Genomic DNA, 17,136 nt, shown 5'->3' on the forward strand with positions numbered 1-17,136 from the left:
TAAGAGAGATGAAAGGCGGACTATGCATTGGTCTGCCTTTTTATGTTAAGAAAGTATAAGCGACTATTTTTACAGACATTTTTCTATGAATAAGGTAAACTTTATTGGAATTAGTGCAATGATTTAATGGGAAATAAATGGAATTTACATTGTAATAAATTAAAAATGAAGGAGCCTATTATGACAATTATCGATAAATTAAAACTAACGAAATTCAAAAACATGGCCGTAGTCAATCAACCAAGTGACTACAATGTCTTCACTGAACAAAAAACGACTCTTTCAAAAGAACATGATGCTATTTTCATTTTTGTAGAAACACTTGATGAAATGGTCATGCACACAAAAAAATTCCTTAACGATGAACAACTATTACTTGAAAAAGGCTATATATTTTTCGCATACCCGAAAAAAGGGAATAAGCGCTATGAAACCTTTATTCATAGAGATGAAATGTTCCCAGCATTGAACGTTGGCGAAGATGGATATATAGATAATAGTGATATTAAATTTTCCCGTATGGTAAGTATGGATGACGTTTTCACTGTAGTCGGTCTAAAACGAGAAACAAAGAAAGCAAAGAAAACAGCAGCTGCCAGCCAGTGTGTTGCCGATTATGAGAACAATGTGAAAGATGTGGAAGCATTATTATCCGATCATCCAAACGAACTGAAGTTTTACCAAAGCTTAACACCTGGATATCAAAAAGACTGGGCACGTCACATCTTCTCAGCAAAGCAACAACAAACGCGCGATAAACGTCATCAACAAATGGTTGATATTCTTTCGCAAGGGTATAAAACAATTGATTTGTTTCGTAGGGGGAAGAAATAAAGAAGGCTATAACCTTGTTTATCCCTAATGTTTAAATCTAAGTCGAAATGCATAAAGCCTCAATCCTTTTTTATCAAAGGATTGAGGCTTTTCGTTTTGCTGCATAAATACATCTTACTAGCTAAGCTTCTCGATAGTTAATGACGCAGCATTAACTTTCTGTCCGTTTAAAATTGGTAGTAACACATCAGTAGTTAATCCTATATTTCTAAGTTGCAGTGTGGAACGTTTAGGAATATGGATAATAGCTTGTCCTGTGAGCATCAGACTCGCTCCATCCACTAGTCTTTGTATACCGTAATTAGTAAGTTGTTCACCTACTAGAGAATTATTTAAAATTAAACCATATACGGAAGTAGAAGCGGGACCATCTATTAATAATATAAATTCGATTTTATAGTCTCCTGCTTTAGGAATGAATAAGGTGTCACTAGGAGGGTTAAATACTATATGATTCAATGGACCGTTTCTATTAAATTTTACGTTTTCACCTGATCTGACTCCTATAGGATTGTTGCCTACAAGTGTAACGTAGCCATAGGCTGGTTTTGGCATTATTATGCACCTCCTTATTTTACTCTTTTTAACATTGTATGAGAGTAAGGAGAAAGGGAGTGTATGCTTGTCTAGGAAAAATGAATTGTGTATATTTTTGAAATGCCGTGAAGACTAACTCTTCGAGGGGAATATTACAGTGAGAGGAACAGTTCGAATGGCAGGGACCATAGCTAGAAACTGAAAGAGGGGAGTGCTAGTTTAGTGTCGGCAGTCGACAGAGGTCTCTTTAATTGGTACAAAGATTATCATCGAGTCGTTTTTAAGGCTTTCCTAACTTTTCTTGCAAAAGTCAATGGTTCTTCAACAGATTCGATATTAACATAAATTAAGCGTGGATTATCGAAAAACCATTCATTGTGGATAGACGAAACTAGTATTCCTTGAGCAAGAATTACCGTAATAAATGGCTCCACTTCATTTTGTAAAAGTGCTACTCTTCCTAAACATAAAGCTTTGCCACTTAAATCATCTATTGATTCGAATGAGAAAGAAGAAGTCACTCCAAATCTCTTTCCTAAAATCGTTGCGCTTATTTGATCTCGAGATATTGTAGCGACACACTTTCCGCCCGCAAATCCTGATTGACCGCCTATAATTTTTGCAAACTTATTACAAAGTGTTTCTTCATTGTTTATCATCGTATTTATCACCTTCTTTACACTTTATTTTGTTTTCTACAATTTTCCTCTTTTTGCTTGAAATCGTAATGAAGGATCTGTAACTAGAAGACCTGAAACTTCCAGACTTGTCCTTTAGAATATCTTATTAAGATTCAATTAAAGTTGTACAGGCAGTTGTAGTAGGGAAGTTGTGAATTTATTAAGAATAGTATAAGTTGACCTTAAAGCAACGGAGGAGATTTTTTGAAATGGGAATATAACATAAAGTGCGTTGTTTTGAAATATTCACTAATAACTCCTGATTTTATCATATCTGGAGAGAAGACCCCCACCTCAAGCGTGTAAGAAGTGCAACGGTAGGTGGGGGTAGTTCAATGCACAAGTATAGCAAGTGCCATAGGAAGTTTTACATCAGGTCCCTGAGTATGATTGACGTGCTTTAGTTTAATAGCAATAGTTGATTAAAAATTCAGAATAGAGTAATTGTGTTCGATTCTCATTCTAAAGTGGTTCATTATTCGTATTTGTTCTTCAGTTAACCTTTCTTTATTCCAGTACATATGCATTAAGTTATATTCAAATATTTCCTTTAATTTAATAAATAGAGAAAGTTTTCCTAACATCTCTGGAGATATATCATTTTCCTCTTGATATCCGTCAATTATTGCTTTCGTAATAGAACGCCCATAATCAACTATGTTGCCATTCCCTACAAACGAATACTCCAACGCACTATATATTGGAACAGCTAAATCGAATATATAATAGTGTTTTTCACAATCTTGAAAATCAACCATTGTTAATTTCGAATCACTATCTACTAAAATGTTTTCTAACCATAAATCCCCATGTAGTAAGCCATATGTAGAATGACATTTTGGTAAATTTTTAATTGTAGATAACACATTATGTGCAATTTCTCTAATAGTGCTTTCTTCTTTAGGGATATATTTATGAAAATCATATTCCTCATTATCATACCAATCGTTGATATATTTAGTAGGCATTATATTTTCAAATTTCCTTGATAAACGATGTAATCTACCAATTTGCCGACCTAATTCTTTTAATACATTGGCGTTCCATTGACTTTTTGGTAAGTGGACACCAGAAGCTGAACTATATACAACAGTTAAAACGTCCTTATCAAGTGTTATCTTTTCTACTAATTTACCATTTAAAGAAGATATGCATAGCGGGACACCAAATCCTTCATTATATAAAAAATTTGTATATGTAACCTCTTCTAACTGTTCATCGTATGTTTTATAGTTCGTTATTCTAGCGAAGAAGTTACCTTGCTCTGCTATACAACGATACATTTCAGTTGTTACTGATTCGACTTTAATAAAATGCATTGGATATATTTCGTTAAGTAATTCAAGTATCTTTTGTTCCATATACGTTTTAATTCCTCCAATCTAATATAGATAAAGACTTCGTTATAAAACTAACCTCCTTCGCACTTTATAGTATATCAAGATTGGAAAAACTTTTCCTTGAAAAGATTTGAGAAATGGTGCATATATTTTGCGAGTACTAAATCTCTCCGATACAGCCACCCCCTAGTTCCATAAAACAATGACTATTATTATATTTATTCTATTATGGTATTGTGTGGGCACCTCAAAATTCGGCGGAGGAAAGGAAGATAGGGGTGGGGGATAAGAAAAAAACACTGATTAAAGTTTCGCTTTATAGTCCTTCCACAAAAAATCCCCTTCAAAGTAGCCTTTTTTAGTGACTATTTTGAAGGGAATATACTATTGTTGATTGAAATATGTAGTTTTAATATTTTTTTCGTTCAGAAATTTTTCGATTTCTTTTTGTTTTCTACCATTAACTGTAGTAAAACGTTTTGTAAAAGAAAAATCTGTTTTTAACAAGTTACCACTTTGCGAGAGTTTGTCTATTTCCTGTTGCATTTCTAATAAAAGTGCCGTAGATGATGAAATATATTCATAGATTTCCTTTGAAGGTTTTTGATAATCAGCAGGTATATTATTATTGCTAATAAAATCATGGAAATTCGCATCATTCTTTTTGGCTAAATCCATTAGTTTTTGTAATTTTTCTCGATCGGATTCAGTAACCTTCTCATCAGAAATTGTTGAAGAAAGTGGAACGATGTTTTCGGTTAACTCCCAACTATAATCTAAATAATTTTTTATACTTTGTTTCATTTCATCTTCATTAATATTTTCATTCTTTTTTTGAGAGTCGAATATATTTTCTGGAATTTTAATAGTAACATCTTTAATAGATTGTACATTGCTTAATTTATCATAACGTGAATCGTTTACTTCATTAGATTGTGTATCGTGTGAACAAGCAGAAATAAATACAATAGTGAGAGACATGAGTAGATATAAAGTATATTTTTTCATTTTAATCTCATCTCCTTTTTGCTTAATTAATACCTTTGTAAAATGGCTAAATTCCATTTTAAATACTTTACTAAAAGTGAGTTTCATATTCTGAAATAATATCTTTTTTCTCTGAATTTGGTATATTCTTCAGGGAAGAGCCAAGTTGTTTTAAAAATTCACTTTTGTTCATTAAAACCACCTTCCTTTATAAAATGATTAATCACTCTCGGTAGTATCGCTAAAGCTATTAGTTCTAACATACCTTTTAAAATTGTATGTTTACAGGATCTCTCACTACCTTTAATATGAAAGTTCCACTTAATGTATATCCAATTATTACTAAACATACCATTAACTAGTATATTTTGCAAGGTACTATAATATTATCGATACCGTGAATTGATGAGTACTATATCCATTTTAAAAAGGGATAAAATAAATCAAAATATTAGGAATGATCAAATAGGAAGAAATGGACTAATCGTTTTACAACGGTTTACATTTAGGCAGTCTCCAACGTCTGATACATAGCCGTTCGGAACTTTCGGAAGAATTGGCTTTACAGTGCTTATATTTAGAAGAAATTAAAAACGTTTAAATTATAGTCGGTAAAAAGAAGTACCCCTCCAAATGTTACACTGTGTCTAACATTTGGAGGAGTACTTCTTTGAAGGTGGCTTCTTTTTTGCGTTATTTCACTAGTTTGTCCATTACATCCTTATATTTTGCGAACTCTTCGTCCTTCATTTCACCATTCATTTGTAATAAAAAGTTACCTTTTGCGTATGTATGTGAAAAGAGCATTGGACCGGATTTTCCTAACTCATCGTAATATTGTTTAGCCTTTTCTAAGTCCTCTTTTTTACTAAACTCAAATAGTCTTCCGCCGTTATCTTCACCAAGTGATGGTACCAATAAACGTTTACCTTCTTTACGCATATTACCAAATTCTTTTTGAGGTAGATCGGTAGGATTCTCCGCTTGTAAGCCGGCGTTTTTAAATTCAGTAATAAAAGAATCAACTGTTACCTTTGTTTCTTTCTTTTCTTTTTTCGCTTCTTGCTTTGGTTCAGTGGGTGATTTTTCGCTAGTATTCCCACATGCCGTTAAAGAGGCTAACGATAAACATAGTGCCCCAACAATCAATGCCTTTTTCAAATTGACCACTCCCTATAACATGTTATGCATTTAATTATAACAATAAATGTATTTATGTTCCTGATAATTTAGTGTCGGAAAGGCATCGCTTGAGAAATTCTAACTAATTATCAAAGGAATATATGTTAACGTTTAGCTGAGGAGTCGTTAAATTTAAGGGAATTTAACTATGGAAATGATAAATAAAATTTTAAGTGACTTTGCTAGGGTTAATGAGGGGCAGCAAGTGAGCAATGATTATGAGCTTATTCACTTATCGGGAAATAAACAGGAAGATATATATAAGGATACATATGCTACTAGTAATGACACAATAGAACTCATACAGATGAAAGAATGGAAGAAGGATTTCCTTGTTTGCCAATATTCTGATGGTGAAACTTCTTGATTTGGAACAATACCACACGGGTATGATTTAAATGGATTGACACTGAAAGAATATATAATAGGACAATTATTGAATAAGTTTGAACAAGAAATAGAAGAAGTTTATTGGGTCAAATTAGAAACAGAAGGTTATTATGCATGTTGTTATGAAGAATATATGTTTAAAACGACTAGGGGCATTTCTTGTTTGAGTATGCAAGTACACGATTAAAAGGGGAAAATACCTTACTTACATAAAAATAACATTTCTACATGAGTTTTAGGTAAACTTTATTCAACATTTGTACGACCTAACTTTGCTTTACCTCTTTTACCTGCTCTGGACAAAATAAAAAGCCTCCCTATATCGGTAATTTGGTTTACCGTATAAAAAGACGTGAATAACTTGCACCCTAAAAAGTAAATGACCGCAACACTAGGGTGATTTTTGGTGTATAAAGTATAAAACATTAACACCTACAAACCCTTGTAGAATACGGTCTCATAAAAATATATGATCCCGACTGGGTTCGAACCAGCGACCTCCACCCTGTCAAGGGAACAGGAGGGTAGGGGACATAAATACTATATATTTGAAACGGTAAGTAAAACGAACCACTTACTTCTAGTTAAAGTTAAAATAATTTTATAGTAGTTGGAAAAGGTAGTCAAGTGGTTTGCTAGACTATTCGAATACAAATGTATAGGTGAGTCAAATAGAATGTCGTATACGCCAATCTAAATGTCCTTACTTTACGCTACGGCTTGTTTCAATTTATGTAACGCCGAATCAATAGTACGTTTTACCTTCGTATGATGGTTTATTCCGTACATTCTCCCAAGTTCTGCATATGGTATTCCTGGATTATCGAGATAAGCGATCAGTAAACGTTGTTCCTGGTCATTACAATATTGTTGGATTAAGAGTTTTGTATCTACATCCCCAACGCAAGAACTGGACTTGTAGCTGTCAAATGTACACACCACTTCAACGTCATTATAGTTCGCTTTTCGTTTATCGGTCTTCAGATTTAATTTAATGAGGTCATACGCCGCGTCTTTCAGTGCTTTTGTAATATGTTCGTATACAAATAAATCTTCAGCCCACGAATAATCACGAAACACCGTCCATAACTTTTCTAATAGAATGCTTTCAAAATCCTCACGTGGAATACGCTTCTTCTTCCAACCATTATCTAGTTGGTATAGGTTACGTTGCAAGATACGTTTTATTCCTGGGTTATTAAGCACAATATCAAATGCGTTTTCTCCTTCTTCTAAACGCTGCATTGCATATGATTCCCAAAGTTCTTCTACTTCTAAAATCTGCATTCTTTTACGTAAACTATATAAACGGCGGACGCGATCCGCCTTCGTTTTTTGATGTTCTGCAATTGAGGTTGTAGCCATTATATTGTTCTCCATAAATTATTTAAATTTTTTTCATTTTCTTGTGCGGATATCGAATAAAATATCGTATTGTATGAGTGTCGATAAGGCACGAATACAACTAGTAACGCTATAACGTGAATAACGCCACCTCGCTAGTAACGTTATCCCCGCCTTAACCTGTTACATATCACCTATCAAATAGATAAGAAATGAGTATATAAATTTGGACGCACACCTTTATCACTAATTTTGTGCTAACTCCATTTTTTCGATTGCATTATGTGCTTGGTCTAGATAATTCGCTACTTGATGGAAAAACAGGTGCATAAATTTCGTGTCACCGTTCTGATAGGCATCATCAAATAAGTTAGCTAGAACATCAAGTTCAAGTCGGTGGTCTAATAATGGATATGCGTCTTCTTCTTCACAAGCACATCCATCAATGTAGTTTTCTTCCTTCACTGTATTGAAATTTTCGTATACATGTCCGATTAATTCCCACAGCGGTAATTCTTCTATACCGCCGGTAATAACAATAAGTTCCTGTAACCCGTCCAGGTCAACTACATACATCGGTGTGCTACCACAAATAGAATGTTTCCCTCTATATTCAGCTGAAATTTTTGTTGCTAGTGCTGACGCAACTCCTTTGATTTCCAGATATCGCATAGTGTCATTGAGTGCGTAATAAAAAATGTTGTCGGCGATAACGTAACGTATGCCTAGTTCTTGTCCTTTTACTTTGATGATTCCTGTTTGCGTTGCGTTTGGTACTGATAATAATGTTGTCATTGTGTTTCCTCCGATTGGTTTTATAGGAATGTGCTTCATGTCCGTTTTTGTTCCTTCACCTTTAGTTCGTAGATGAATTCCCGATTTGTGACGTCCTTTTCAAAATAAATTTAGTTCGCCCAGTTTTCGGACGTGTTAACATCTCTTGATTGGCCGTTTATTAGTAGGAGGAAAACGAAGTGTGACGTAAATAATAAAAAAATAACCGCGATTAATTCGCGGCTACTTTTTTACATTTTGCTTTCGATATTCAATAGCTGATTTCTTACCTCAATAGCAACTTCCGAATTGTCCAATAAACACGCCAGGCGTAGCATAGAACGTTTAGTTAATACGCCTGAATATTCACAGGCAGACTTGTCTGTTTTCATATAGCCGTCGTATACGAATTCTTTTTGTTGTTCCTCGACTAGCTGTACAATCGCTTCTTCATCAACACCGAAAAAGCCCGCCGCTTCCCTAGTACTTGTTATAAAAGTGTTGGGTAACAATAGAAGACCTTTCACTTTTTCCAGCACACTTATATGTTTTTCGTTTTGTTTCATAGTAAATTACCTCCGAAATGTTTTATTATTGTTGTTTCGCTGTTAGTTAGTACAAGGAACATTTTTTGTGACACATATTTTGTGATTAATAGAATTTTAATTTCAAGGCGTCTAGCGTTTGATATTTCGGTTTAAGGGTATAAATACCTTAGAATATACAAAAAACCCGTTAGAAGCCAAAATATGACGTCTAACGGGTAGTTTCGATAAATCTCTATTTACTTTTTAGTAACAAGCTTTGTCATGTCGAATAATCCATTTGCGGATAATCCGATCGCTGTTCCTATGAAAACAGCTTCTTGAAGTGTGTTTTGTCCTGAAAGAATCATAAATAAGATTCCTAGCAAGATAGACGATAACGGAATAAGTCTTTTTGGAACGTATTCTTATCGTTTTATCATCTCGTTAACGGCCAGAACTAATGTTGTAATTATTCCGATTTGAAACATAGATATATGTCCCCTTTAATTAATATCTTTTAATCTTTATTAATTCTTTTAAAGAAAAGATTAAGTTCTTTTAGTAGCACCCCAGGGGGTGACCTATTATGAAAAAGATACGTAACCACACGGGTGACCTATTACCTATATCCCAAGTCACCGCATGGGTTACCTATACAAAAAAGAAAGGTCACCGATACGGTAACCTTTTGTTAAATATACACCGAAGGGTTCCAATCAACTAATCCTTTCGCGTGTTGCCGTGTTCGTTCTTAACGGTTGCAACATATGGCGTCATTTCTATATGGTCGTTTTGATCATTCAGAAATCCTCTAATGTTTCTTCACGGTTAGATAGTCGAAGGCACAATTTTTGATTAATTAAAGTTACTTTACATTATCAATTTCATATTTACCCAATAAATCTGATAAAGCCAATGAAATAATATCCATCTGACGAAGTTCTAATTTATCTGAAAAAGCATTCAATCTCTTCAAAATCTCATTGTTTATCACTATTTTTTCGCGAATTTCTTCTCCTTTAGGAAGCTTATTAATTTCAGTAGATATTTCTGTTTTAAGTTTTTGAATCTTTTCAGCTTCTATATGATGATCAGCAATCTTTTTTAAAATCAAAATTTGTTCAGGTGTAAAGTTCACTTCTTCTTTCTTCGATACAAATTCGAAGATGGATTTATTTTTATTTTGCATAAGAGGACCAATTTTTCCCCCAACATAATTCCACTCACCCTCTTTCAAGGAATACTCCAATCCTTCCAAAGCATTTCTTAATTGACTCTCACAAACATTTATTTTTTCTGCTAATTCTACCAATGATATACCACTATTAAGACGTCTTATTACCTCCTGCACGTTCAAATCATACACCCCTTTACAATATTAATAAGATAAAAACCATCTACTAAAACAGTGTCTTCGTCATATATCACCATATTTCCTTTTGATTCAACTTTATAACGCATAACAGAACTCGAAAGAACAGAAAATAACTATTAATTTTTTATAAATATCAATCCTATTTCTCGTATCCAACAAAAAAATATTCCGTGTATTCTAGAAAGCCTTACTTACAGACAAATAGCCCCCCGTCCCCCGTTGGATGGGGTTTCAACATATTTGTAATTATTTTTGTATTTAAAATTTCTTGTGATGATTCAATTATTGAAAGAGTTATTGTTATAAATATATTTATTCGTTGAATGAAAGTTTAAATGAAAGAAAAAAACAAGAAAGGTTTTGGTACATTGTTTTGGTACAATCAAATGCATTGATACAACAATACTAACAAAAGATAAGTAAAGATGTTTCATATTCGAATGTTTTTGGTACAAATAATTATAGAGATAAACAGAAGAAAGAATAGTAGTGAAACAGCTAAAGAATAAGAGAAGAAGAACAATAACAATAACAGAATGAGAACCGGAACGGCTGATAACACACAATCTTTCTTTTCAATAACAACAATTGAATATTATTATTCAAAACTAAACAGCTGATAGCGGGGAACTAGGAGGCGGGTAACGTATGCCCCAGGATTAAAGATACCGCCCTTTAAGAAGTAGCCCCCTACAATAAATAGCCCGCTTATTAAAGCGGCACCCCTACATAAAATAACCACCACAATATTAAAGCGGTCACACATAAAATGGGGTAGGGGGATACAAAGACGTCACCCCTTTAAATTTATAAAACGTCCATTAGGGCAGGATATTTTGGACATTATGTCCTTTGTTGATTTCATGAGGTTTATACCGTCCATTTGACATGTCCATTTTCTCGTTTTATAATAAGGACAGAAATAAGGGCAACGGGAGGACAATACACATGATTATCGGATATGCACGAGTAAGTACAGTAGAACAGAATTTGGACGCACAAATTAAAGCATTAGAAGAGGCTGGGGCGGAATACATATACCAAGATAAGAAGTCAGGAAAAGATTTAAACCGTGAAGGATTACAAGAAATGCTTTCAAAATTAAACACTGGGGACACTTTAGTGATTACGAAGATTGATAGAATAGCAAGAACGATAAAGGGCGGTATTTCGTTAATTGAAGAACTAACAACAAAAGGAATTAAACTTCATATTCTTAACATGGGCTTATTCGATGGTTCTCCAACCTCCAAACTCATTATGAATGTTTTATTGTCCGTTGCAGAATTTGAACGTGAGATAATGCTAGAACGCCAACGTGAAGGCATAGCAATAGCAAAAGCAAACGGTAAATACAAAACAAAACCGAAAAAGTACCATGATAAGAACAAGGCATTGAATACTGCTTTAGAAATGTTAGCAAACCGTAAAACAAATGGATACACGGTTAAGAAGATTTGTGAGGAATATAATATAACGCGGTCATCACTATATGCGATCGCAAAAGAAAGAGGGATTCTGTAAAAAGGATTCCTCTTTTTGTTGTCCTCTTTCATGCCATCGTATGACATGCCTGTTTACTAGATTACATTCCCATCTACCTATTTTGATTGAATAACGGTACACCACACAAATGCAGTAATGACGCGGATTCGCTGGGATTTCTACTCAATTTGAAAGATTACAGATAGTGAACGTTTGGGGTATTTCTTGAATATTTCGTTTAACATCCCTATCAAGCCTGTAGACGCGTTTTAACACGAACTAGGCTATAAAAAAAGACGAGTAACGACGTATGAACGTCATTACTCGTTGTTTACCTTTTATACTGTTTCAATACCATCGGACTTATTGCTGATGTCGTAACTAGCCTTAATAAGTAGGTGGACTGGTACGTCTTGGCTAAACAACTTTATATTTTTTCACCACTTTATTATTCGTTTTAACTAGACGTTATTTTCAGCAATCACTTCTTCAACTTTAAAATAATAATACAAACCTTTTTCAATACAATCATCTAAAATTTCGCCACATAATCCTCCCAATGCCATTACATCATCATGTTTAAATCTAAATTTTTTTGTAAACCCATCAATCGAAATATCTATTCTTAATTTTTTAGAATCCTTTAGAATCTCCTCACTTGCTACATTATTACTATGTACAATATTATTCCTAACCTTTAACCAAAACTTTAGTAATTCATATTTTTTCGTGCCGACAATAAAAGATTGTTCTTGTGTTTCTATATATTTCTCGAAATATTTAAGATATTTAACGATACCATTATCACTTCTATTCATCACATCATGCATCTTGGGAAGACTTGAATTAGCTTCAATAAGTGTCCTAGTTAGACGAAATAAAGTAGATTCTAGTAAACTTAGAAGCATTACAAGGGCTGCTAGAGAAGACATTTCGCCTTCTAATTCTATCTGTCTAAATTGAAATTCCCTATTCGCTACATGTGTAGCTTGAGTATAATTTGCATACTCTAAATTTGATTCATCCATTTCCTTCTTTAATTCCGCTAGCTTCTGTAATCTTTTTCTTGATTCTTCTAATTTCGATTCTATTTCACTTAAAATACGTTTCTCAGTTTTAACTGAAGAACGTAATATAGATAAAGATTCTAAATAATAATTATCTATTAAAGCATAAATTTCTCTAATTAAATCTGAAGGTAAATCATCATAAGTAGCACTTATCGCAAATAAGTGCGACATTGAATCATGAAACCTTTGTAATGGGTTTTCTTCCACACACTCGTTTTTCATATCCTTTAATCACCTCATTTTTAATTCTAAGTTCATTAGTTGCATGAAGATATTTATACCTTTATTATACATTACAAATATTTAAAAAACTTTATTGTAAACTAAATACCTTTATGGTTATTCTACATTTGTAATGGTGATAGTTCCAAGTGTACGACCTCCTAGTTATTTTGTACCTTTGCGTATTGTTCTGCGTGGTAATCTAATTCACCGTAAAAGGCATTTTTAACGTCCCTTGCTGTCATAATTGGGTGGAATCCAGTTACATAGTCTTGCGTTGGATTGTAGTCAATTAAACGACGACTACGAATATCCATCGGCTTCAATCCTAATCTTTCTTCAATCTCATGAAACTCTAGCAACTTTGCATATCCTTCTTGAATTCTGTCATGATATTTCGTAAGTAATTGCAAGTAAATCAACTTCGCGGCTTTCAATTCTTCCATAAGCTTTTCTTCATCTTTACGGATTTCGTTATAAACCGAGTCGCGATCGCGTAACGTTTCTTCTCGTAATCCTTCTAACGCATTCTGTAACAAATTATCGAATTTTGATAATATGTTCAGAACTCGTGCCTTTTCTTCATGTAAGCTGTTCAATGTAGTTTGTATACTTGCGTTTGGTTTGCCGTCTTCCATGATGGCCTTCTGGAAGTCATTTTCTACTTCACTTTGCATGAAATGAATTTCCCCATCAATTTCTGCTAGTCGTGTTTGTAACTCTGTGCGTTTACCCTCGTATCTTTCGATCAGTGTTTCTGCCTTTTCGTTTACGTTTTTAAAGTACATAATTTAAATTCCCCCTGTTATTTTTGACTATCTGCTAGTAATCTATCAATTTCAGCAAACATGTCCTCTGTGATTCCTTCATCTGTCACGTGTAATTCTTGCTTCACGTGGACTTCTTCGATGTTCTTCAGACGTCCAGTCGTTTGTAAGTAAAGTTTGGCGTGCTGACTACTCCCTTTTACCGCACGTTCGACAATGGTTTCCATAATGCTTTCGTATGCACTATCAATAAGTTTCTGGCGTATTTCGCGTTCCATTTCCAACCATTCAGGACGCTGACGCCAATTATAAATTGTTCTACGGTCTACACCGATATCTTTACAAATACTTGTTAATGATTCACCAGAACGGCTGCGGTAAAATACCTGGTTTAATAATGCTAATTGGTGCGTTGTTAATTTAAATTTCTTTGCCATTAGTACAGCCCCCATTCGTTTTTAAATCTATTAGCATGTTAAACGCAATGATTTCCTCGATACTGAACCCGTATTTCATAAATCCAGTAAGAATACGATAATTAGTTAACTTCGATATGCCGCGGTTACCTTGTTCAATGCTTGCTAACAATGATTTTGATACACGGCAAGATTCTGCGAACTCCTCACGCGTAACACCCACAAGATAGCGTAATATCTTAATAGTTTTTCTGTTTAATTCAAGTTTAAAATTGTATGATTCCATATATTTAACCACCTACATATTTGGGATAATGTGCATAAAAAAAGAGGGTGGCCCGTACACCGCCTAATGAACAATGATTGTAGAAAGAAGCGTGAAAGGATTGAAACAAGTGAAGCCTAAAAAAGTTATGGAAGCCTTGCTGTGCTTCCTACACTATAAGCTTTCTACCTCACACTTTTACAAGTTCCGATTGTATCGAAATTTGAGTTATCTGGTACAAATAAAGATGTAAAACAAAAAAAGACCCTCCTACGGCAAGAACCATGAAAGGGCAAGGCGACTATACATTAAGTTATAAAAACAAACGAACATAAGGGCGTATATTCGTTTTATTCTCTTACAATATTAATTTAATTTTTTGTTGCAAACTTGCCGTAGGCCTACGAGGACTTTAGTCTGAGTAATAATCTTTTTTCTTTTATAACGGTCTATCGCTAGATAGACAGACTTATTCATTAAAACATTTTAAAGCTAAAGCTTTAATTCTTTTTATCGTTTTTCTTTTTTATTTTAAGTTCTTAAGTTCTAATTACATAGCAAACCGTGTGCATGTTTTACAAGCAAAATAAATGTTGAATTTTTGTTGCAAATCACAATCCTTTGCGGCACAAGGCTTTGAAGGTTGCATAATGTTTGTGCTTGTACTTGTAGACATTTTTCCCCTTTTTATTAAGTACACATTATGGGACACACACCCTTGTGATACGTCCTCTTACAGAACTACTGATACTACACGGTTCTCATAAGCTTACTTGCACATTGCACAAGGGTGTGTGCTTACATGTCGAAAAGGTGTGCTTTAACCTTTACAAAAAGAAAAAACGCCTTGAACGAGGTTCAAGACGCTAACACAAAAGGGGACGAAAGCCCCCGACCTTATACAGTATTATAGCACAAAAAAGAAGAACCCTAGCAAGCTAGCTAAGAGTCCTTTCCATCAAAAATGACAAAGGGTATTTCATCGAATGACTTGTTTTCAGTGTATAACGGATATTTTGTTGTTATAAATTCGCAGAATCACATTTTCCTTCTAGAAAACTTCAAAATTCGATTCAAAAAGTTAAAGGTACAATTGCGTATTTCGATGAAGAATCACCTGTTTTTACGATGCAATGTAAAGATGAAATTTTCTATCATATAATTTTGAACGATATCGTACGCGTAGGACATCATGAACAAGAGTACACGTACAAATGAAACGATAGAAAAAATGTATAACCGGTTTTGAACAATTTCTAATAAGGAAGCTGTTCGTTTTTTTTGACAAATGAGAAATAGATTTCGCATGTATATTTCTTTTTTTGACAATTTGATACGATGAACTTTTTTGGAAATGTGGCTAAATCCGTTGACAACTTTTTTGAAATACACTTTATTGACATGCGTTTTAGAATGTTGGTTCATATTCTTTGTATTGTAAAAAGATCGGTCATTTCTGTCGAAAAAATAAATTTTTAAAAAGAAACAAATTATACATATATCTTGTGTCCTTTTTTAAAAAGTAATACAATATTTAGAGAATAAACAACACAGAATCAACGAGGAATGTAACAACTTATCTTAATCTAATTTACTAGTAAATTAATATGTCGGCTGTGCAAATTAATTACTAATATCGGGAGATAAGATAAGTATGAAAAAAAGCCTTTCGTATTCCCGTACGAAAAGCTTCATAGAAAGTAGGTGAGTTTATGCATTTACCAACAGTGATGGCATTGTGTGTCATCTTGACGCTAGTATTTACTGTGCTTTTCGGCGTTTTAAACATTGTAGTAAACGTCCTCACCAAGAAATAAGAAATAATTTTATGCTTTTTATCTGAAGCATCTTAAGTGTTCCCGCACTTAAGGTGCTTTTTTCTTTGTTAGGTAATGTATATTCAATGTACATTCAATATACAATATTGAATCCTAAGTTCATTATACGTTCAGTACTTCCCTTTTTTCAAGATATCCACTCAAAGTTTACAATACAATTTGTTAATCGAAGTACACCGTTGTATACGCAACCCATTCTTTCTCAATTCATTTTCTTATCCTTTTACTTCTAAATATTTAAGTATTCCTGTACATTTTAATATATTTCTTTTGGCTTCTGAAAATAAAAATAAACCTCCATCCATCTACTTTTAAAAGAAACCATATTACCACATGGACACTTATCTGTTTCTCTTTCATGGTATGGGGCATCATGATTAGCTAATAAAATAATATATTCTTGCCCACATTTATCACAAGCTGCATGTTCCAGTGCTTCACATGAATTTAATATATTTTCCGATGTAATATTATACTTTTCTCTTACTTCCGCAGATAGGTCTAACATACTTCTCCTCCTAAAATTCAATCTTTTCTTAACTCAATTCAACATTTTAGAAATATATCCTCTAAAATTAAAACTCCTTAAACTCTACAACCATAGAACCTATAATTCCACAAAAAAAGCAAGGACGTTTATGCCCCTGCTAAATGATATTCACTATCTATCTGTTTTTTTCGTGTTATTTCATCATTAATACGTATCACTGTTCCTATTGGCACTTTGCAGAATTCAGCAATTTTAGCTAGTTCCGCACCCTCTTTAATAGAATTTCTAATACGTTGCTTGTCTGCTTCTGAAATATAACGCTTATACTTCGGCTGTTCGTAATGACCTAGAACGACTTGAAGGTTCGGTACTGAATTGTCCCACGGTATACCGTTAATTCGTACAATAGATTTATCCTTTAAATCGTAGCCTAGTATAGTTAGAATAACCGTCTCTACTTCAATAAACTCACCCTCAAGAACGATATATTCATAACCATGATCGTCCCGAATCATTCTTGGTCTAATAATCAATCCCGAAGCAAAGTTTACCTCGATTTTATCCATATTGCGTTTGATGATGTTGATTTTGTGTTCTGAAATCATGTATTTTA

The 17,136-nt window shown here is 33.6% G+C and carries 17 protein-coding genes and 2 pseudogenes; 3 read left to right on the forward strand and 16 right to left on the reverse strand.

The features are described 5' to 3' along the window. Positions 1-180: 180 nt before the first annotated feature. Complete coding sequence (locus PLX19_RS05040; protein WP_272187400.1) at positions 181-834, forward strand: YdeI/OmpD-associated family protein; 654 nt, start codon at positions 181-183, stop codon at positions 832-834. Positions 835-951: 117 nt separating this feature from the next. Here the strand turns inward: PLX19_RS05040 and PLX19_RS05045 are convergent, their stop codons facing one another. The 6 genes and pseudogenes from PLX19_RS05045 to PLX19_RS05070 form a co-directional block, all read right to left on the reverse strand. Further along, on the reverse strand, positions 952-1,389 hold the full coding sequence (locus tag PLX19_RS05045) for a BclA C-terminal domain-containing protein (protein ID WP_272187401.1): 438 nt from the start codon (positions 1,387-1,389) through the stop codon (positions 952-954). A 248-nt stretch (positions 1,390-1,637) separates the two neighbouring features. Then, entirely contained in the window at positions 1,638-2,030 is a 393-nt protein-coding gene (locus tag PLX19_RS05050) for a DUF1259 domain-containing protein (RefSeq protein ID WP_272187402.1), read from the reverse strand. Positions 2,031-2,473: 443 nt separating this feature from the next. Beyond that, on the reverse strand, positions 2,474-3,412 hold the full coding sequence (locus PLX19_RS05055) for a phosphotransferase enzyme family protein (protein WP_272187403.1): 939 nt from the start codon (positions 3,410-3,412) through the stop codon (positions 2,474-2,476). Between the two features lie 363 nt (positions 3,413-3,775). Continuing rightward, positions 3,776-4,399, reverse strand: a complete 624-nt coding sequence (locus PLX19_RS05060; RefSeq protein WP_272187404.1) for an NDxxF motif lipoprotein — start codon at positions 4,397-4,399, stop codon at positions 3,776-3,778. 73 nt (positions 4,400-4,472) lie between these two features. Then, positions 4,473-4,571: pseudogene (locus PLX19_RS05065) on the reverse strand (HAAS signaling domain-containing protein); the annotation flags it as partial. A gap of 500 nt (positions 4,572-5,071) precedes the next feature. Then, positions 5,072-5,524 carry a stress protein gene (locus PLX19_RS05070; RefSeq protein WP_429757332.1) on the reverse strand — a complete coding sequence of 151 codons (453 nt, stop codon included), beginning with the start codon at positions 5,522-5,524 and terminating at the stop codon, positions 5,072-5,074. A 184-nt stretch (positions 5,525-5,708) separates the two neighbouring features. Between PLX19_RS05070 and PLX19_RS05075 the strand changes: the two are divergent. Continuing rightward, positions 5,709-6,137: pseudogene (locus PLX19_RS05075) on the forward strand (hypothetical protein). 521 nt (positions 6,138-6,658) lie between these two features. Here PLX19_RS05075 and PLX19_RS05080 read toward each other — a convergent pair. The 4 genes from PLX19_RS05080 to PLX19_RS05095 all read right to left on the reverse strand — a co-directional run bounded on the left by PLX19_RS05080 (position 6,659) and on the right by PLX19_RS05095 (position 9,952). Then, positions 6,659-7,315 (reverse strand): sigma-70 family RNA polymerase sigma factor, encoded by a 657-nt coding sequence (locus PLX19_RS05080; RefSeq protein WP_272187405.1) that lies wholly within the window; start codon positions 7,313-7,315, stop codon positions 6,659-6,661. A 225-nt stretch (positions 7,316-7,540) separates the two neighbouring features. Then, positions 7,541-8,128, reverse strand: coding sequence for a hypothetical protein (locus PLX19_RS05085; RefSeq protein ID WP_272187406.1), 588 nt, complete (start codon positions 8,126-8,128; stop codon positions 7,541-7,543). Positions 8,129-8,319: 191 nt separating this feature from the next. Further along, positions 8,320-8,634 carry a hypothetical protein gene (locus tag PLX19_RS05090; RefSeq protein WP_272187407.1) on the reverse strand — a complete coding sequence of 105 codons (315 nt, stop codon included), beginning with the start codon at positions 8,632-8,634 and terminating at the stop codon, positions 8,320-8,322. A gap of 826 nt (positions 8,635-9,460) precedes the next feature. Then, a complete protein-coding gene (locus tag PLX19_RS05095; RefSeq protein WP_272187408.1) occupies positions 9,461-9,952 on the reverse strand; it encodes a hypothetical protein in 492 nt (163 codons plus the stop codon). A 966-nt stretch (positions 9,953-10,918) separates the two neighbouring features. Between PLX19_RS05095 and PLX19_RS05100 the strand changes: the two genes are divergently transcribed. Further along, entirely contained in the window at positions 10,919-11,494 is a 576-nt protein-coding gene (locus PLX19_RS05100; protein ID WP_272187409.1) for a recombinase family protein, read from the forward strand. 422 nt (positions 11,495-11,916) lie between these two features. On the opposite strand, the gene PLX19_RS05105 is transcribed toward PLX19_RS05100, so the two are convergent. From PLX19_RS05105 to PLX19_RS05130, 6 genes are all read right to left on the reverse strand, one after another. Further along, positions 11,917-12,747 carry a hypothetical protein gene (locus PLX19_RS05105; protein ID WP_272187410.1) on the reverse strand — a complete coding sequence of 277 codons (831 nt, stop codon included), beginning with the start codon at positions 12,745-12,747 and terminating at the stop codon, positions 11,917-11,919. Between the two features lie 161 nt (positions 12,748-12,908). Continuing rightward, the gene (locus tag PLX19_RS05110) at positions 12,909-13,535 is read right to left on the reverse strand and encodes a hypothetical protein (protein WP_272187411.1); all 627 of its coding nucleotides are present in this window, start codon (positions 13,533-13,535) and stop codon (positions 12,909-12,911) included. A 17-nt stretch (positions 13,536-13,552) separates the two neighbouring features. After that, entirely contained in the window at positions 13,553-13,951 is a 399-nt protein-coding gene (locus PLX19_RS05115) for a phBC6A51 family helix-turn-helix protein (RefSeq protein WP_272187412.1), read from the reverse strand. Beyond that, positions 13,935-14,216, reverse strand: coding sequence for a helix-turn-helix domain-containing protein (locus PLX19_RS05120; protein ID WP_272187413.1), 282 nt, complete (start codon positions 14,214-14,216; stop codon positions 13,935-13,937). Before PLX19_RS05120 ends, PLX19_RS05115 begins: the two co-directional genes overlap by 17 nt. A 2,073-nt stretch (positions 14,217-16,289) precedes the next feature. Beyond that, positions 16,290-16,541, reverse strand: a complete 252-nt coding sequence (locus PLX19_RS05125) for a hypothetical protein (RefSeq protein ID WP_272187414.1) — start codon at positions 16,539-16,541, stop codon at positions 16,290-16,292. A gap of 128 nt (positions 16,542-16,669) precedes the next feature. Beyond that, on the reverse strand, positions 16,670-17,089 hold the full coding sequence (locus PLX19_RS05130; RefSeq protein WP_272187415.1) for a hypothetical protein: 420 nt from the start codon (positions 17,087-17,089) through the stop codon (positions 16,670-16,672). Positions 17,090-17,136: the final 47 nt, after the last annotated feature.

The organism is Bacillus sp. BP-3 (assembly GCF_028401955.1).
GTDB lineage: Bacteria > Bacillota > Bacilli > Bacillales > Bacillaceae_G > Bacillus_A.